Origin of the sequence: Streptomyces sp. NPDC048192, from assembly GCF_043202415.1 — a bacterium.
In the GTDB taxonomy this organism is placed as follows: Bacteria; Actinomycetota; Actinomycetes; order Streptomycetales; family Streptomycetaceae; genus Streptomyces.
The window spans coordinates 130,828-147,700 of sequence record NZ_JBIDAL010000001.1; the positions used below are offsets into that span (position 1 = coordinate 130,828).

Below are 16,873 nucleotides of genomic sequence, written 5' to 3' on the forward strand. Positions count from 1 at the left end.
GCCATGAGCGCGCGCCTGCGCTCCGTGGCGGCCGAGACGGAACGGATCGTGGCGGCGGGCGGCTATCGCGGGCCGGACGGCCGCGAGGTGTCCCTGGCCGCCTGGATCGAGGCCGCACGGACCGGCACCCGCATGGTCGGCCCGGAACCGGTGCCGCTACGGCAAACGGGTGGATCCGGCACCGCCGCGTCCGACGCCGGGACCGTCCTCGAGGTCACCGGGGAGAGCAGCCTGGAGGCCGCCCGCCGGCTGTCCGGAGCGCCGGTCGCCGTGCTGAACTTCGCCTCGGCCCGCAATGCCGGCGGCGGCTACCTCAACGGCGCCCAGGCTCAGGAGGAGTCCCTGTGCCGCGCCTCGGCGCTGTACACCTGCCTGCTGACGGCCCCCGCCTACTACGACCACCACCGCACCCACCGCGACCCGTTCTACACAGACCGGGTGATCCACTCACCGGCCGTCCCGGTCTTCCGCGACGACCGCGGCCGGCTGCTGGCCGAGCCGTACCGCGCGGGCTTCCTCACCGCCGCCGCCCCGAACGCGGGCGTCGTACGGCGCACCGCGCCCGAGCGCGTCGCCGACCTGCCCGGCGCGCTCGCGGCGCGGGCCGAGCGGGTGCTGGAGACGGCCGCCGCCCACGGCTACGGCCGGCTGGTGCTCGGCGCCTGGGGCTGCGGGGTGTTCCAGAACGACCCGGCGCAGGTCGCGGGCGCGTTCCGGGCGCTGCTCGGCCCCGGCGGCCGGTTCGCCGGGACCTTCGAGCACGTGGTGTTCGGGGTGCTGGACCGGACACCGGGAGCGGTGGTGCGGGCGGCGTTCGCGCGGGCGTTCCCGGAGCCTCGCGGCCTCACGGCGGGTGCGCCGCGGGCCGGTCAGGTCCAGCCGTAGCGCTCGTGCAGCCGCTGCCGGACGAGGTTGAACCGCATCCGGTCCAGCGCGCACGCCTCCCGGCGCATGCCGTCCTCGTGCAGCCGCAGGACGCGGTCCACGTCCACCCAGGAGTCCCGGCCCGACCGGTCCCAGGGCCCGCTGCCGATGGCCACCCACTCCCGGTCGCCGTCGTGCCGCTTGCTGGACAGCTGCACGGCGAGGAACGTGCCGGCCGCCTCCCGGGCGACGACCAGGACGGGGCGGTCCTTGCCCCGGCCGTCGTTCTCCTCGAACGGCACCCAGGTCCACACGATCTCGCCGGGGTCCGGGTCGCCGTCGTGGGCCGGGGAGTACTCGGTGCGCACCCGGCCGGCCCGGCGCGGGTCGGCCTCGGTGGTCGCGTGGGGGCCGTACCGGCCGGAAACGTTCTCATCGGTAAACGTGGTCACGGGGGCACCCTAACGGGCGACGCGTGACGGGCAAGGGCCGCCTGCCGGGGGCGGGTTGGTCCTGGGCCGGCGTGCCGGTGCGGCCGCCGGGGCACGTGCGTACCGGCGCGGTCCGTCAGGCGCCGGGGCGGGTGCCGATCTGCAGGCCCGGGCGGCGCCGGTGGACGGTCACATAGGTCAGGCCCGCGGCGCCCGCGCTGATGCTGCGCGACGCGCCGTGCGGCAGCCAGGCCAGAGCCCCCTCGGCGAGCGGCTGGGACTCACCCGCGGGGCCCGTGCCCAGGACGCCGTCCCCGGAGACCACCAGGACGAGCACGTCCATCTGGGGTTCGGTGTGCGCGGTGATCCGGTCGCCCGGGGCGAGCCGGACCACGTTGGCGTCGAGCTGCCGTCCGCTCTCGGTCAGCTTCCACAGCACTCCGCCGGGCAGCGGCGGAGACTCGGCCAGCGCCCGGGCGTCGCACAGCACGCGGGCGTCGGCTGTGCCGCCGGCCGGCTCGGTCTTCCTCGCGGACCGCGACGTCATCTGGTGTTCCCCTCGGCTCTTTCCGTCTCCTCGCGGACACGTACCCACTGCTGGCCCCCGCGGCCCACCCTACAATTAATACATGTAGCATTCGTGAAAAATACGGCCGGGTCGGAGAGGGGTCTTCGAAGGTGACCAGGCGGGAGAACCCGCGCCGGCGAGCGGTGCTGGACGTGCTGCGCGCCGCACCCTCGCCGCTCGGCGTCGCGGAGACGGCCGAGCGAATGGGCGTCCACCCGAACACGGTGCGGTTCCATCTCGACGCGCTGGTCGCCGAGGGCCTGGTCGAGCGCCGGGCCGAGCCGTCGCCGGGACCCGGCCGGCCCCGAGCCGTCTACTTCGTGCGTCCCGGGATGGACCGCGGCGGCCTGCGGGACTACCGGCTCCTCGCCCGCATGCTGCTCAGCCGGTGGGCGTCCGCCGACCCCGCGGCGGCCCGCGAGGAGGCGAGACAGACCGGCCGGACCTGGGGCGGGCTGCTGGTGCAGCCGCCGCCCTCCGGGGAGCGGACGGCCGGCCGGTCGATGGCCGCGCTCGTCGCCCTGCTCGACGAACTGGGCTTCGCCCCGCAGGCCGAGGGAGCGGACGGGCCCGGCGGGCCGCCCCGGCGGATCCGGCTGCGGCACTGTCCCTTCCTCGAACTCGCCGAGGAGCACGGGAAGCTGGTGTGTCCGCTCCATCTGGGCCTGATGCAGGGAGCGTTGGCCCGGCTGGACGCCCCGCTGACGGCGACCGGCCTGGAACCCTTCGCCGAACCGGACTCCTGCGTGGCCCACCTGGCCGAGGCGGACGCCGCCTGACCGACGAACTCCGCGCGCCCGCGCACCGACTCCACCCCCCCTCGGCTCGAACCGCTCCACCGCCGGCCCCCGGCGGAGAAAGGCCCCCGCAGATGAACGTCACGTCCGCCGCCACCGCGAGCGCGGTCACCTTCGTCTGGCTCGGCATGGTGCTGGCGATCTCCTTCCTGGAGGCCCCGCTGAAGTTCCGTGCCCCGGGTGTGACCGTGCCGATCGGCCTGGGCATAGGCCGGCTGGTCTTCCGTGCGCTGAACGCCGTGGAGGCGGTGCTGGCCGTCGTGGTGATCGTCGCCGTCGCCGTGGGCGGCGCGCCGGCCGGCGTCACCGCGCTGACCGCGCTCGTCGCGGTGCTGCTCCTCGGTCAGCTGGCCGTGGTCCGGCCGTACCTCAACCGCCGCTCCGACCGGGTCCTCGCCGGAGAGGAACTGCCCCGCTCCCGCAGCCACTTCTGGTACGTGGGGCTGGAACTGCTCAAGGTCGCGGGTCTGATCGCCCTGGGCATCGCCCTGCTCACGGTCTGACGGCGCGGCCCGCACCCGCTCCGGCGGCGCCGCGCACCCGGCGCCGGCCGGTCAGGCGGCCCGCGTCGGGCGCGCAGGCTCCGGCGGCCACCGCTCGTGCCAGCGCAGCTCCGACTCCAGCTGGGCGGCGACGGACACCAGCAGCGGTTCGCTGTGGGCGGGTCCGAGGAGCTGGGCGCCCACGGGCAGACCGTCGCCGGCGAACCCGGCCGGCACGTTCACGCCCGGCCAGCCCAGCACGTTCCACGGCCAGGCGTACGGGCAGGCGGCGATCATCGCCCGGTCCGTGGCCGGCCCGCGCAGCCGGTACAGGGCGCCGATCCGGGGCGGGGGAGCGGCCGTCGTGGGCGCGAGGATCACGTCGTACGAGGCGAAGAAGCCGTCGAACCGCCGTTGCAGCACCGTCTCCGCGCGCCGGGCCGCCCGCAGCGGGGCCCCGCCGAGCAGCCGGCCGAGCCGGGCCGCGTCCCGGGTGCGCCGGTCGAGCAGCGCCGGGTCGGGAACGTCCCGGACCCACTCGGCGATCCCCGCGGTGGCCCGCGGCACGAACGTCAGCCCGATCTGCCCATAGGGCGGATCGGCCTCCTCGACGTCGTGCCCCAACCGCGCCAGCTGCTCGGCCAGTTCGGTGACCCGGGCGCGGATCTGAGGGTGCGGCCTGGTCCGCACGGCGGTGAACGGCGGCTTCAGGGACAGGGCGATCCGCAGCCGGCCCGGATCGCGGCCGACCGCGTCCGCCACCGTCAGCGCGGGCGGCCGGTGCGGATCGCGTGCGTGGTTGCCGCTCGCCGCGTCCAGCAGCAGTGCCGCGTCGGCGACCGTCCGGGCGAGGGTGCCGTTGACCGTGATGCCCTGGAAGGACTCGCCGCGCGGCCAGGTGGAGATCCGGCCGCGCTGCGGCTTGATGCCGACCAGACCGGTCCACGCGGCCGGGATGCGCACCGATCCGGCGCCGTCGGAGCCGAGCGCCGCGGGCACGAGTCCGGCCGCGACGGCCGCCGCGGAGCCCCCGGACGAACCGCCGGGCGTGTGCCCGGTGTGCCAGGGATTGCGGGTGTCCCCGAACGCCGGTCCCTCGGTGAACGGCCACTGCCCCAGCTCACAGGTGTTCGTCTTGCCGACGATCACGGCGCCGGCCGCGCGCAGCCGCCGTACCGCCTCCGCGTCCTCGGCGGCCGCGGGGAAGACGCCCGCGCAGCCGAACGCGGTCGGTTCCCCGGCCAGGTCCATGTCGTCCTTCACCGCGACCGGCACCCCGAGCAGCGGGCGCCGCGTGCCGGCGGCCAGCTCCCGGTCGGCGGCGTCCGCCTCGGCGAGCGCGGCCTCGGCCCGTACGACCCGGAAGGCGTTCAGCGTCGGTTGCGTCGCCTGGATCCGGGCCAGCGCCCGTTCCACCAGCGCACGGGAGGTCACCTCCCCGGCGGCGAGCGCACGGCGGGTCTCCACGAGACCGGCGGAACGGTCGTACGTCATGGGCGCGGCCTCCGGGAGCTGCGGGAACAACTGTCCTACCGAACGGTAACCTCGGGTTGGGGCGCGTGTACGGGTTTCGGGCGGATGCCGTGGCCGGCGGCGTCCAGGCGGCGCCGGGCCGTCTCCTCGGCCGCCGCCGCGGGGGTCACGCCGTCGCGTTCCGCCGCGGCGAGCAGGTCCCCGACGGTCCGTTCGACGGCGAGGACGCGGGCGCGGGCCTCCTCGGGCCCGGCACGGTGCAGTTCGGCGCTGACGGCGTGGACGACCCCGCCCGCTCCGACGACGAAGTCCGGTACCCAGACGATGTTCTGACGCTGCATCAGCTCGGCGATGGCGGCGGTGGCCAGCTGGTCGTTGGCCGGTCCGGCCACCGCCCGGCAGCGCAGGCGCGGCACCGACTCCTCGGTGAGCAGCGAGCCGAGCGCCGCCGGCACCACGATGTCGACCTCCTCGGCGAGGATCTCCTCCGGCCCGCGCCACGCCGCGCCGAGCGCGTCGGCCGTCGCGCGCCTGCCGGGGTCCGTGTCGGTGACCGTCAGTTCGGCTCCCTCGGCCGCCAGCAGCCGGGCGAGGTGCTCGCCGACCCGGCCGAGCCCGATCACGGCGAGCCGCCGGCCGCCCAGGGCGGGCGTGCCGTACAGGTGCCGGCCCACCGCCCGCACTGCGGCGAGCGCGCCGAGCGCGGTGTGCGGGGACGAGTCGCCGCTGCCGCCCAGCTCCGCCGGCCGGCAGAACACGTGCGGGGTCGTCTCGCCGATGACCGCCATGTCGGCGGGGCCGGTCCCCACGTCCGGGCCGGTGGCGTACGCACCGTCCAGCGAGGCGATGACGTCGGCGACGTCCCGGAGCACGGCGTGCCGCCGGTCCAAGCCGAGCCGCGTCCCCTCGGGCAGTGCGACCACCGTCTTCCCGCCGCCGCTGGGCAGCCCGGCGACGGCCATCTTCCGGGTCATGCCCGCCGCCAGGCGCAGCGCGTCGGTGAGCGCGTCGCGCCAGTCCGGGTAGTGCCACAGCCGCAGTCCACCGGCCGCCGGGCCGAGAGCGGTGGAGTGAACGGCCACGATCACCGGTAGACCGGACCGGCGACCGACGCGGATGACCACCTGTTCGTGATCGAGCACGGGCTCGACCCCTTTCCTTCGTCCGTACGGGATGCGCCGCCAACCCTCGCGCAGATGAAGCGTCTTCGGGGGGCGTGCCGAACGAACGGCCGGAAAGCGGGTATCGTCGGCGCCCGTGGACGAACTTGATTCGGCGATCGTGCGGCTCCTGCAGTCAGATGCGCGGCAGTCCAACCGGGAACTCGCCCGGAAGCTCGGGGTGGCGCCCTCCACGTGTCTGGAGCGGGTCCGCGCCCTCACCCGGCGCGGGGTGATCCGCGGCTACCACGCCGACATCGACCCCGCCGCGCTGAACCGGGGCGTCCAGGCGCTGGTGTCGGTCCAGGTGCGCCCGCTCAACCGCACGGTGATCGACGCCTTCAAGGCCTTCGCCGGCTCGCTGCCCGAGGTCCTGCACGTCTTCGTGCTCTCCGGTGGCGACGACTTCCTGCTCCATGTCGCCGTGCAGGACCTCGACCGGCTGCACGCCTTCCTCGTCGACCGCCTCAGCAAGCGGCCCGAGATCACCGGCTTCCGCACCTCCATGATCTTCCAGCAGGTCAGCAACACCGCCCCCGCGCCCCTGCCGTCCTGACCCGCGGCGCCCCGCCGTCCGCCCGCCGGCCCGCGCGCGCGGGTGGCGCACCAGCCCCAGCCCGGTCAGCAGCGCGACCACGGCGCACACCCCCGCCCAGCCGCACCACGCGTACGCGCGGGCGCCGAGCCAGGAGCCGAGGGTGCCGCCCAGGTAGGCGCAGGTCATGTAGGCGGTGTTCAGGCGGCTGCGGGCGTCGGCGGCGAGGGCGTAGACGCGCACCTGGTTGGCGACCATGCCGGACTGCATGCCGACGTCCAGCAGCAGCGTGCCCGCCATCAGCGCCAGCAGGCCGGGCGTGCGGCCCAGCGCGCCGGGGAGGAGCACGGCCGCGGCGGCGAGGACCGTCAGGAAGCAGACCAGGTTCACCGCGTCGGCGCCGTACCGGTCCACCAGCCGGCCCGCGACCGGGGTGACGAGCATGGTCACCGCGTTGACCAGCGCCAGCAGCCCCACCGCGTCCGCGCCGAACCCGTACACCGGGCCCGTCAGCAGCAGCGCCACCCCGGTCCACACGGCGGAGAACCCGGCGAACACCGTCGCCTGGTACCACGAGGAGCGACGCAGGGCCGGTTCGGCGCACAGCAGGCGGACGGGCTCGGACACCAGGCGCGGGTAGCGCTGCCGGGACGGCGGAGCGCTCGCCGGCAGCGCCCGCGCCAGGAGCAGCGCCACCCCGGCGGTGAGCAGGGCCGCCAGCGCGTACGGCGCCCGCCAGCCCAGCCGGTCACCGAGGGCGCCGCCGGCCGTGCGGGACAGCAGCATGCCCGCGAGGGCCCCGCTGAGCAGCGTGCCGCCGACCGCGCCGCGCCGCCCGGCCGGGACCAGCCCGGCCGCCAGCGGGCCGGCCAGCGGGGCGACGACCGTGCACGCTCCGGCCAGCACGCTCGCCGCCAGCAGCGGCGGCAGCGCGGGCGCGGCGGCAGCGGCGCCGAGGGCGGCGCCGGCCACGGTGAGCAGGGTGACCAGCAGGCGGCGCGGCGGCAGCCGGTCGCCGAGCGGGACGAGCAGGAAGATCCCTGCCGCGTAGCCGAACTGGGTCGCCGTCACCACCGCGGCCGCCGCGCCGGCGGAGACGCCGAGGCCCGTGGCCACGAGCGGGGCCACGGCCTGCGGGAAGTACACATTGCCGACCCCGACCCCACAGGCCAGGGCCAGCAGGGCGACGAGCCGCGGAGTACGCTGCCCGGTGTGGTGATCCGTGTGCCGATCCGTCATGTGCCGAAGTCCACGCCCCGCGCGGGCGGTTGGCGAACGATGTAGGCGGGGGCTGAATGATCAGCTTCCGGCTCGGGGCCGACGACCTCGCCGACACCCGGTTCGCGATCTCCCCGCTGAGCCAGCTGATGGAGAGCCTGCGCGTCCTGCGCGCCCCGGCCCTGCACCCCCTGCATCGCGGCTGGCGCCGTACGGTGCTCGCCGCCCTCGACCCGGCCGACCTGCCCCTGCTGTCCGCGCTGGTCGGCCCCACGCTCGCCCTGCCCGACTTCCTGACGCCCCGGCCCACCGCGTTCACGGCGACGCTTCAGGAGGAGCTGGCCGTCGTACGGGCCACGCCCCCTCTGACCGTACGGCTCGACCTGCGCGCCGCGCACGCCCCGCGCCCGCTCCCCACGGCACTGCGGCAGGCCGGCGGGCCCGGCGACGGCCCCGTGCTCGAACTCCTCGACGTGCTCTGCTCGTTGCTGCACCGCTACTGGCGCACGGCCTTGCTGCCGTACTGGCCGCGGATCCGGCTCGTGCTGGAGGCGGACATCACCCACCGCGCCGGACAGCTGGCCACCGGCGGCGCGCGGTCGCTGTTCGCCGGGATGCACCCCAACCTCGGCTGGAAGGACGGCGTCCTGACCATCGACAAGATGATCGGCCGGCACGCGGTCGACGGCGCCGGGCGGGGACTGCGGCTGGTCCCCTCGGTGTTCGCGCACAAGCCGGCGCCCCCGGTCAGCGCCGACGCGCCGCCCATGCTCGCCTATCCGGGGCGGGGCACCGCGACCCTGTGGGAACCGGAACCCGCCCCCGATGCCTCCGCGCTCACCGCCCTGCTCGGCGCGCCCCGGACCACCCTGCTGCGGCTGCTCGCCGAGCCCCTGCCCACGGTGGAACTGGCCCGTCGGCTGGGCGTGACCCCGAGCGCCGTCTCCCAGCACCTGCGGGTGCTGTACGGCACGGGGCTGGTGACCCGCGCCCGGGACGGCCGCAGGGTGCTGTACCGGCGCAGCGCGCTGGCCGAGACGCTGGTGTCGGGCGGACCGGCCGCCGGCCCTTGACGCCGGGCACGCGAAAGGGGCCGGACGGATCCGGCCCCTTCCCCGGCGGGTGCGGCTCAGGCGGCCGCGGCCTCGCCCACGTTGCCGTGCAGACGCGCGACGACCTCGGTCAGCTGGGCGGCGACCTCGGCGTCGTCGGCCGGGTGGGTCTCGGCGAAGCGGGTCACCGAGCCCGGGATGGACAGCTTGATGTCCTCGATCACCTTGCCGCCGGCGATGCCGACGGCCTTGCGGGCCTCGTCCTGCGCCCACACGCCGCCGTACTGGCCGAACGCGGTGCCGATCACGGCGACGGGCTTGCCGCCGAAGGCCCCGGCGCCGTACGGACGGGACAGCCAGTCGATGGCGTTCTTCAGGACGGCCGGGATGGTGCCGTTGTACTCGGGGGAGAACAGCAGGAAGGCGTCGGCGGCCTGGGCGGCCTCGCGCAGCTTGGCGGCGGCGGCCGGGACGCTGCCCTCGACGTCGATGTCCTCGTTGTAGAAGGGGATGTCGGCCAGGCCCTCGAACAGCACGACGTCGGCGCCCTCGGGAGCGAGCTTGACGGCCGCCTCGGCGAGCTGACGGTTGTGGGAGCCGGCGCGGAGGCTGCCGACGAGCGCGAGGATGCGAACAGACATGGGGGGCTCCAAGGGTGCGGAAACATCGCCGTATACGATCCGGACCGGGGTCCGGTTAAGTTTGTATCACTCTAACCGGACCGCGGTCCAGTTTTGTTCCGGATGCTTTACGCTGGCTTCATGTCCAGCGCCCTGCCCCCCTTTCCGCCACCTCAGGAGTCACTCGACGCCCCTCGGCTGCTCGAGGTGGGCAAGGGGCCCGAGGAGCCGTGCCTGCGGGCCGACGCGGCGCGCAACCGGGCCCGGCTGCTGGAGGCCGCCGCCCGGCTCATCGCCGAGCACGGCGTGGCCGGGGTCACCATGGAGGCGGTGGCGGCGGCGGCCCAGGTGGGCAAGGGCACGGTGTTCCGCCGGTTCGGCGACCGCACCGGACTGCTGATGGCCCTGCTGGACCACTCCGACCGCCAGTTGCAGGCCGACTTCCTGTCCGGGCCGCCGCCGCTGGGGCCCGGGGCGCCACCGCTGGACCGGCTCAGGGCGTTCGGCGTCGCGGTCCTGTACCGCTCGGTCGAGCGGCTCGATCTGCAGCTGGCCGCGCAGACGGAACCGACCCGCCGGTTCTCCCACCCCGCGGTCACCGCGCTGCGGACGCACGTCACGATGCTGCTGCGGCAGATCGTGCCCGACGCCGACTGCGAACTGCTCGCCCAGACCCTGCTGAACTCCCTCGACCCGGCGCTGATCCACCACCAGACCAGGCAGTGCGGCATGCCCATGCGGCGGCTGGAGGCAGGCTGGACCGACCTGGTCGCCCGCGTGACCCGCACCGACCCGCCCCGCTGACCACCGCCGGCCGGCGACGCCGACGGCGACTGCGCCGGGCGCCGGGTGGTCGAACGGTGAACCACCTCGCCCCGCCGCGGCCCGCCCCCCGCGGCTCTGCCAAGATGCGGTCTGTCATGGTGCAGATACCGAACCCGCCCACGAGCGCCGATGTGGCCCGCCTGGCGGGCGTCTCGCGTGCGACCGTGTCCTACGTCCTGAACAACACCAGCGCCGTACGGATCAGCGAACCGACGCGCCGGCGCGTGCGCGAGGCCGCGCGGGAACTGGGGTACGTCCCGCACGCCGCCGCCCGCAGCCTGCGCGCCGGGCACAGCCGCATGGTCCTCATGCCCGCCCCGGGGATCCCGGCAGGCCCGCTCTACAGCGCCTTCCTCAACGAACTGCAGTGGGCGCTCGGCCGGCTCGACTACACCGTCGTGCAGTACGGCAGCGTCGGCCTGCGGGGCGACGAAGCCGCCCGCGCCTGGGCGGAGTTGCGCCCCGTCGCCGTTCTGGTGCCCGGCGCGGACCTCGGGCCGCAGGGCGTCGGCGTCCTCAAGCGCTCCGGCGCCCGGGCGGTGGTCACCCTCGGTCCCGCCCGGGTCGACGGCGCGCACGCCCTGCTCATGGACCACGACGCCGTCGGCCAGTGCGCTGGCGCCCACCTGTACGCGCGCGGCCGGCGCCGCATCGGTGTCGTGGTGCCCGAGGAGCCGGGCCTGGAGGCCTACTCGCGCCCCCGGCTCGCCGGTGCGCGCCGGGCGCTGCACGGCACGGACGCCGCCGTGACGGAGCTGCCGCTCGCCTACACGGAGGAGTCCGCGGCGCAACTCGCCGGGCGGTGGCGGGAGTCGGGCCTGGACGCGGTGTTCGCCTACAACGACGAGTACGCGATGCTGCTGATGCGCGCCCTGCAGGACGAGGGCCTGCGCATCCCCGAGGACGTGGCCGTTATCGGCGCCGACGACCTGATGCTGGGCCGGCTGCTGCGGCCCCGCCTGAGCACGGTGCACATCGACCTGCCCTCGGGCCGCGACCTCGCCGAACTGGTCGACCGGGCGGTCCGTGACCCCGGCGCCGAACCGGAGGCGCACCCGGTCCTGGGCGCCTCGGTGGTGCCCCGCGAGTCCACCTGACAGCCGGGTGCACGCCGGGGGAGGGTGCCCGGCGTGAGCGGGGTACACCTCCGGTGGAAGCGGTCTCGGCACCGCTGTTGGTTTCGCGCTCAACCAAATAGGGTCGGGGGAGCCGTTCCGTACCGCCCGGCGACCGATCGGAGAGCCGTATGCCGCTGCTCGACCCGAAGGCCTGGCAGGCCCGCAGCCTGACCGGACCCGCCCACACCGTCACCGAGCCCGCCACCGGGGAGGCGCTCGGCACCGTCGCTCTCGCCGCTCCCGACGACGTCGCCGGCGCCGCGCGAGCCGCCCGCGCCGCCCAGGCCGGCTGGGCCCGCACCCCGCACTTCCAGCGCGCGCAGGTGCTGCGCCGGGCGGGGGACCTGTTCCGCGAGCACGCCGATGAGCTGCGCGAGTGGCTCGTGCGCGAGTCCGGTTCCGTCCCGGGCAAGGCGGACTTCGAACTGCACGTGGCCGCCCAGGAGTGCTACGAGGCCGCCGCCCTGGCCTCCCGCCCCGCCGGCCAGGTGCTGCCCAGCGAGGCGCCCCGGCTGTCGTACACCCGCCGGGTGCCGGTCGGGGTGGTGGGCGTGATCTCCCCGTTCAACGCGCCGCTGATCCTGTCCATCCGGTCCGTCGCGCCGGCCCTCGCGCTCGGCAACGCCGTCGTCCTCAAGCCCGATCCGCGCACCGCCGTCTGCGGCGGCCTCGCCCTGGCCGCCGTGTTCGCGGCGGCCGGACTGCCCGAGGACCTGCTGCACGTGCTGCCCGGCGGCGCCGATACGGGCGCCGCGCTGGTCGAGGACCCGCTGGTGCCCGTCATCTCCTTCACCGGGTCCACCGCGGCCGGCCGCGCCGTCGGCGAGGCGGCCGGCCGCCACCTCAAGCGCGCCCACCTCGAACTCGGCGGGAACTCGGCCCTGATCGTGCTGGAGGACGCCGACCTCGACGCCGTGATCTCCACGGCGGCCTGGGGGTCCTTCTTCCACCAGGGCCAGATCTGCATGACGACCGGCCGCCACCTCGTCCATGCCTCGCTGTACGACGAGTACGTCGAACGGCTCGCCGCCAAGGCGGACTCGCTGGCCGTCGGCGACCCGCACCGCGAGCAGGTCCACCTCGGCCCGGTCATCGACGCCGGACAGCTCGCCAAGATCGACGGCCTGGTCCGGGAGAGCACCGCCCGGGGCGCGAAACTCGCCGCCGGCGGCACCCACGAACGGCTCTTCTACCGGCCGACCGTGCTCGCCGGCACCGGCGAGCACACCCCCGCCTACACCGAGGAGGTCTTCGGCCCGGTCGCACCGGTCCGCTCCTTCACCACCGCCGACGAGGCGGCGGCGCTCGCCGCGGACAGCCCCTACGGCCTCTCCCTGGGCATCGTCAGCCGGGACACCGCGCGCGCCCTGGACCTCGCCGAACGGATCCCGACCGGCATCGTCCACGTCAACGACCAGACCGTGAACGACGAGGCGGTCGCCCCGTTCGGCGGCGTCGCCGCGTCCGGCACCGGCGCCCGCTTCGGCGGCGACGCCAACCTGGACGCCTTCACCGAGCTGCGCTGGACCACGGTGCGCGGCGACGTGGCGCCGTACCCGTTCTAGGGCCGAGCGGGGGCTACTGGGCCGCGCCCCCCTGCCCCTGCTGGTTCGCGATGCTCTTGCGGACCTCGTCCATGTCCAGGTTCCGGGCCTGTCCGATGAGGTCCGTCAGCGCGGCCTCGGGCAGCGCGCCCGGCTGGGCGTAGACGGCGACCTTGTCGCGGACGATCATCAGCGTCGGGATCGACTGGATGCCGAAGGCCTGCGCCAGCTCGGGCTGGGCCTCGGTGTCCACCTTGCCGAAGACGAGGTCCGGGTTGTCCTCGGCGGCCTTCTCGTACACGGGTGCGAACTGGCGGCACGGCCCGCACCACTCGGCCCAGAAGTCGATCAGCACGAAGTCGTTGTCGGTGACCGTCTGGTCGAAGTTGTCCTTGGTCAGCTCCACGGTGCTGGTGCTCATGGCCGGGTCCCTCTTCCTGGTGTGGGGTGTGCCGACGGCGGAAACACGGCCGCCGGGCCGCCTATTCCACACGCGCACGTCTGTCGTCGGGCGCACGTACCCATGTGGCCGTCGCGCACACCACCCACCAGACTGACCCCATGACGGAAACGGAATCCATCGCGTACGACGTCGTGGTGCTCGGGGCCGGACCCGTGGGGGAGAACGTCGCCGACCGCACCCGCGCGGCCGGTCTCACCACCGCGATCGTGGAGAGCGAACTGGTCGGCGGCGAGTGCTCCTACTGGGCGTGCATGCCCAGCAAGGCGCTGCTGCGGCCGGTGATCGCCCAGGCGGACGCCCGCCGCCTGCCCGGTCTCGCCCCCTCGGTCCAGGGCCCGCTCGACACCCCGGCCGTGCTCGCCCGCCGGGACGAGTACACCTCCCACTGGAAGGACGACGGCCAGGTCTCCTGGGTGAACGGCATCGGGGCCGAGCTGTACCGCGGCCACGGCCGGCTCGCCGGTCCCCGTACGGTCACCGTGACCGCGCCCGACGGCACCGTGACCACCCTCACCGCGCGGCACGCCGTCGCCGTCGCCACCGGCACCCGCGCCCAGTTGCCCGACCTGCCCGGCCTCGCGGAGGTCGAGCCGTGGACCAGCCGGGAGGCGACCAGCGCCAAGGCCGCCCCGGACCGGCTCATCGTCGTCGGCGGAGGTGTCGTCGCCACCGAGATGGCCACCGCCTGGCAGGCCCTCGGCTCCCGGGTGACCCTGCTCGTGCGCGGCAAGGGGCTGCTGAACCGCATGGAGCCGTTCGCCGGGGAACTGGTCGCCGCGGCCCTCACCGAGGCGGGCGCCGACATCCGCACCGGCACCTCCGTGGAGTCCGTCACCCGCGAGAACGGCACGGTCGTCGCCGTCACCTCCGCGGGCGACCGGCTGGAGGCCGACGAGATCCTCTTCGCCACCGGCCGCGTCCCGCACACCGACGACATCGGCCTCGACACCGTCGGCCTGGAACCCGGCTCCTGGCTGGACGTCGACGACACCCTCCGGGTCACCGGCACCGACTGGCTGTACGCGGTCGGCGACGTCAACCACCGGGCCCTGCTCACCCATCAGGGCAAGTACCAGGCCCGTGTCGCCGGCACCGCCATCGCCGCCCGAGCGGCCGGCGACCCGGTGCCGGACGAGCCGTGGGGCGCGCACATGGCCACCGCCGACCATCACGCCGTACCGCAGGTGGTCTTCACCGACCCCGAGGCAGCCGCAGTCGGCCTGTCCCTCGCCGAGGCCGAGCAGGCCGGCCACCGGGTCCGCGCCGTCGACGTCGAGTTCTCCGCCGTCGCGGGCGCCGGACTGTACGGCGACGGCTACAAGGGCCGCGCCCGCATGGTGGTCGACCTGGAGGACGAGATCCTGCGCGGCGTCACGTTCGTCGGCCCCGGCGTCGGCGAACTCATCCACTCGGCCACCGTCGCGGTCGTCGGCCGCGTCCCCGTCAGCCGGCTGTGGCACGCGGTCCCGTCGTATCCGACCTTGAGCGAGGTGTGGCTGCGGCTGCTGGAGGCGTACCGCGACAACTGACGGCGAGGCCGGGGCGCGTCCGACGGGGGCTCCGGCCTCCCGGTGCGGTTCACTCACGAGAGCCGGGGCGGGCGGCGGAGCGGCTAGGGCAGTGAGAAGCCGAGCGCCTCGGCCGCCGCGTCCGGTGCCGGCCGGTTCCACAGGGCGGCGACCGCCTCGTTCGTGGACAGGGAACGCAGTTCGGCCCGGTCCAGGTAGAGCGTGCCGTCCAGGTGGTCCGTCTCGTGCTGGACGATCCGCGCGGGCCACCCGCTGAACACCTCGTCCAGCGCGCGGCCGTGCTCGTCCTCGCCGCGCAGGCGGACCTCGGCGTGCCGGGCCACCACCGCCTGCCAGCCCGGCACGCTCAGACACCCCTCGAAGAACGCGGCACGCGCGGTGCCGGCCGGCTCGTACACCGGGTTGACCAGGACCCGGAACGGCTGCGGGACCCGGCCCCGGGCCGCCGCGACCTCCTCGGGCACCGGCGCCGGATCCTCGATCACCGCGATCCTCAGCCCGACGCCGACCTGCGGCGCGGCGAGGCCCACGCCGGGCGCCGCGTGCATGGTGACGCGCAGCGCCTCGACGAAGCGGGCGAGCAGGGCGGGGCCGAGCTGACCGTCGTACGGCTCGGCCCGGCGCCGCAGCACCGGCTGCCCGGCGGCGACGATGGGCAAGGGCCCGCCGGCGGCGAGGAGTTCCTCGACCCGTTCGGCGAGCGGTGCGTGATCACGGGGAGCTGCCATCGCCTCAGCATGCCATGCGGGAACGCCGTCCCCGGCACGGCCACCGCATCCGCGCGAGCGGGCCCGGCCGGAAAGGCGCGGCCGGACCCGCGGCCCGTCCCGCGCCTGCGCTCACCGCTCCGGGAAGTCGCCCGCGAGCGCCGAGGCGATGCGCAGATGCGGCTCCGCCTCCTCGTGCCGGGCCTGCCTCTGGAGCGTGCGGCCCAGCATCAGCCGCGCGTAGTGCTCCACCGGGTCACGCTCGACGATGACCCGCAACTCCGCCTCCGCCCGGCGCAGTTGGGCCGAGTGATAGTAGGCGCGGGCCAGCAGCAGCCGGGGTCCGGTCTGCTCCGGCACCTCCTCCACCAGCCCGGTCAGCACCCGCGCCGCCCCCGCGTAGTCCTTGGCGTCGAAGAACTGCTGCGCCCGCTCCCAGCGCTCCGCCGGCGTGCCGTGGTCGTAGTACGCGGTCTCCCGTTGCGTCTCCACTCGTGACCTCCTTCGGCGGCCACAACGGAACGCATTCGTTGAATATTCCACCAACTGATGTCGGGGCGCCGCCGTCACGCCCGGCCGGTGCTCAGCCGCCGGCGGTCACCTGCGCGGCGAGGAAGTCCAGCAGGACCGTGTTGAAGGACTCGGGCTGCTCGGCGCCCGGCAGGTGTCCCGCCTTCTCGACCACGGTCAGGGCGGCGTGGGGGACGAGACGGTGGATCGCCTCGGCGTCCGCGACCGGCGTGAAGACGTCGTCCGCCCCGACGACGATCAGAACCGGCGCGGTGACGGCGGCCAGCGTGTCCCGGTAGTCGGGGCGCTCGGCCCGCCCCCGCAGGGCCGCCGCCGCCCCGCGCGGGTCGGTGGCGCGCATCATGCCCAGCACCCGCGCGGCGACATCAGGCATCGCGGCGACGTTGTACGCGGCCAGCATCCTGTCGATCACCTCGTCCGCGTAGCCGTCCATCCCCTCGGCGAGGAGCCGGTCGGCGAGCCGGTTGCGGAACTCCTTGCCCTCCGCGGTCTCGGCGGGGGCGGAGGTGTCCGACAGGACGAGGGCGCGCACCCGCCGCGGGTGCCGGCGCTGGAACTCCATGCTGATCTGGCCGCCCATCGAGACGCCGCCGACCACCGCCCGCTCGATGCCCAGATGGTCGAGGAGCGCGGCGAGATCGTCGGCGAAGTCGGCGAGGAGCACCTTGCCGGGGGTGACGCTGCTGCGGCCGTACCCGCGCAGGTCGGGGGTGATGGCCCGGTACCCGGCCCCGGCCAGCGCCACGGCCTGGGGCGCCCACAGGGTGCGGTCGAAGGGGTGCCCGTGGATCAGGAGGACCGGCAGCCCGCCCGACGGTCCGAGATCGTCGTAGTGGAGGGTGGCGCCCCGCAGGGTCACGGTCTTGGACTTGGACACACTGGCTCCATGATCGGCTGGTCGGCAGGCCGTGACAGCGTAGACCTTGCCCCCAGGGGCAAGGTCAACTCCGCAGCCC

At 75.2% G+C, this 16,873-nt stretch carries 18 protein-coding genes and 1 pseudogene; 9 read left to right on the top strand and 10 right to left on the bottom strand.

All coding sequences use genetic code 11. The features are described from left to right. The first annotated feature begins 3 nt into the window (after nt 1-3). Nucleotides 4-885 carry a TIGR02452 family protein gene (locus ACGFZN_RS00555; RefSeq protein WP_393856242.1) on the top strand — a complete coding sequence of 294 codons (882 nt, stop codon included), beginning with the start codon at nt 4-6 and terminating at the stop codon, nt 883-885. On the opposite strand, the gene ACGFZN_RS00560 is transcribed toward ACGFZN_RS00555, so the two are convergent. Together ACGFZN_RS00560 and ACGFZN_RS00565 are read right to left on the bottom strand one after the other, a co-directional pair. Continuing rightward, entirely contained in the window at nt 870-1,316 is a 447-nt protein-coding gene (locus ACGFZN_RS00560; RefSeq protein ID WP_393856243.1) for a type II toxin-antitoxin system PemK/MazF family toxin, read from the bottom strand. The two genes, ACGFZN_RS00555 and ACGFZN_RS00560, sit on opposite strands and share 16 nt — an antisense overlap. 115 nt (nt 1,317-1,431) lie before the next feature. Continuing rightward, complete coding sequence (locus ACGFZN_RS00565; RefSeq protein ID WP_393856244.1) at nt 1,432-1,842, bottom strand: cupin domain-containing protein; 411 nt, start codon at nt 1,840-1,842, stop codon at nt 1,432-1,434. Nucleotides 1,843-1,973: 131 nt separating this feature from the next. On the opposite strand from ACGFZN_RS00565, the gene ACGFZN_RS00570 reads away from it, so the two are divergent. Together ACGFZN_RS00570 and ACGFZN_RS00575 are read left to right on the top strand one after the other, a co-directional pair. Then, nucleotides 1,974-2,642, top strand: coding sequence for a helix-turn-helix transcriptional regulator (locus tag ACGFZN_RS00570; protein ID WP_393856245.1), 669 nt, complete (start codon nt 1,974-1,976; stop codon nt 2,640-2,642). Between the two features lie 92 nt (nt 2,643-2,734). Next, entirely contained in the window at nt 2,735-3,163 is a 429-nt protein-coding gene (locus tag ACGFZN_RS00575) for a hypothetical protein (RefSeq protein WP_393856246.1), read from the top strand. 51 nt (nt 3,164-3,214) lie between these two features. Here ACGFZN_RS00575 and ACGFZN_RS00580 read toward each other — a convergent pair whose 3' ends face one another. Both ACGFZN_RS00580 and ACGFZN_RS00585 read right to left on the bottom strand, forming a co-directional pair. Beyond that, the gene (locus ACGFZN_RS00580) at nt 3,215-4,636 is read right to left on the bottom strand and encodes an amidase (RefSeq protein ID WP_393856247.1); all 1,422 of its coding nucleotides are present in this window, start codon (nt 4,634-4,636) and stop codon (nt 3,215-3,217) included. A gap of 35 nt (nt 4,637-4,671) precedes the next feature. Further along, entirely contained in the window at nt 4,672-5,757 is a 1,086-nt protein-coding gene (locus ACGFZN_RS00585; RefSeq protein ID WP_393856248.1) for a Glu/Leu/Phe/Val dehydrogenase dimerization domain-containing protein, read from the bottom strand. Nucleotides 5,758-5,872: 115 nt separating this feature from the next. Between ACGFZN_RS00585 and ACGFZN_RS00590 the strand changes: the two genes are divergently transcribed. Further along, complete coding sequence (locus ACGFZN_RS00590; RefSeq protein ID WP_393856654.1) at nt 5,873-6,331, top strand: Lrp/AsnC family transcriptional regulator; 459 nt, start codon at nt 5,873-5,875, stop codon at nt 6,329-6,331. A 108-nt stretch (nt 6,332-6,439) separates the two neighbouring features. On the opposite strand, the pseudogene ACGFZN_RS00595 reads toward ACGFZN_RS00590, so the two are convergent. After that, nucleotides 6,440-7,549 (bottom strand): annotated as a pseudogene (locus tag ACGFZN_RS00595) (MFS transporter); the annotation flags it as partial. Between the two features lie 56 nt (nt 7,550-7,605). On the opposite strand from ACGFZN_RS00595, the gene ACGFZN_RS00600 reads away from it, so the two are divergent. Beyond that, entirely contained in the window at nt 7,606-8,601 is a 996-nt protein-coding gene (locus tag ACGFZN_RS00600) for a metalloregulator ArsR/SmtB family transcription factor (protein ID WP_393856249.1), read from the top strand. A gap of 56 nt (nt 8,602-8,657) precedes the next feature. Here ACGFZN_RS00600 and ACGFZN_RS00605 read toward each other — a convergent pair whose 3' ends face one another. Beyond that, on the bottom strand, nt 8,658-9,221 hold the full coding sequence (locus tag ACGFZN_RS00605; protein ID WP_393856250.1) for an NAD(P)H-dependent oxidoreductase: 564 nt from the start codon (nt 9,219-9,221) through the stop codon (nt 8,658-8,660). 102 nt (nt 9,222-9,323) lie between these two features. Here ACGFZN_RS00605 and ACGFZN_RS00610 point away from each other — a divergent pair, with 102 nt between their 5' ends. The 3 genes from ACGFZN_RS00610 (at nt 9,324) to ACGFZN_RS00620 (ending at nt 12,708) form a co-directional block, all read left to right on the top strand. Beyond that, nucleotides 9,324-10,004: a TetR/AcrR family transcriptional regulator gene (locus ACGFZN_RS00610; protein WP_393856251.1), complete on the top strand. Its 681-nt coding sequence runs from the start codon at nt 9,324-9,326 to the stop codon at nt 10,002-10,004. Nucleotides 10,005-10,120: 116 nt separating this feature from the next. Further along, nucleotides 10,121-11,122, top strand: coding sequence for a LacI family DNA-binding transcriptional regulator (locus ACGFZN_RS00615; RefSeq protein ID WP_393856252.1), 1,002 nt, complete (start codon nt 10,121-10,123; stop codon nt 11,120-11,122). A gap of 149 nt (nt 11,123-11,271) precedes the next feature. Beyond that, the gene (locus ACGFZN_RS00620; RefSeq protein ID WP_393856253.1) at nt 11,272-12,708 is read left to right on the top strand and encodes an aldehyde dehydrogenase family protein; all 1,437 of its coding nucleotides are present in this window, start codon (nt 11,272-11,274) and stop codon (nt 12,706-12,708) included. A 13-nt stretch (nt 12,709-12,721) separates the two neighbouring features. Here the strand turns inward: ACGFZN_RS00620 and trxA are convergent, their stop codons facing one another. Beyond that, on the bottom strand, nt 12,722-13,108 hold the full coding sequence (gene trxA, locus ACGFZN_RS00625; protein WP_393856254.1) for a thioredoxin: 387 nt from the start codon (nt 13,106-13,108) through the stop codon (nt 12,722-12,724). Between the two features lie 140 nt (nt 13,109-13,248). On the opposite strand from trxA, the gene ACGFZN_RS00630 reads away from it, so the two are divergent. Beyond that, entirely contained in the window at nt 13,249-14,679 is a 1,431-nt protein-coding gene (locus ACGFZN_RS00630; RefSeq protein WP_393856255.1) for a dihydrolipoyl dehydrogenase family protein, read from the top strand. An 83-nt stretch (nt 14,680-14,762) separates the two neighbouring features. On the opposite strand, the gene ACGFZN_RS00635 is transcribed toward ACGFZN_RS00630, so the two are convergent. From ACGFZN_RS00635 to ACGFZN_RS00645, 3 genes are all read right to left on the bottom strand, one after another. Further along, nucleotides 14,763-15,407 (bottom strand): peptide deformylase, encoded by a 645-nt coding sequence (locus tag ACGFZN_RS00635; RefSeq protein ID WP_393856256.1) that lies wholly within the window; start codon nt 15,405-15,407, stop codon nt 14,763-14,765. A 111-nt stretch (nt 15,408-15,518) separates the two neighbouring features. Continuing rightward, nucleotides 15,519-15,878, bottom strand: a complete 360-nt coding sequence (locus ACGFZN_RS00640) for a tetratricopeptide repeat protein (protein WP_393856257.1) — start codon at nt 15,876-15,878, stop codon at nt 15,519-15,521. A gap of 91 nt (nt 15,879-15,969) precedes the next feature. Next, nucleotides 15,970-16,794 (bottom strand): alpha/beta fold hydrolase, encoded by an 825-nt coding sequence (locus ACGFZN_RS00645; protein WP_393856258.1) that lies wholly within the window; start codon nt 16,792-16,794, stop codon nt 15,970-15,972. Nucleotides 16,795-16,873 lie beyond the last annotated feature (79 nt).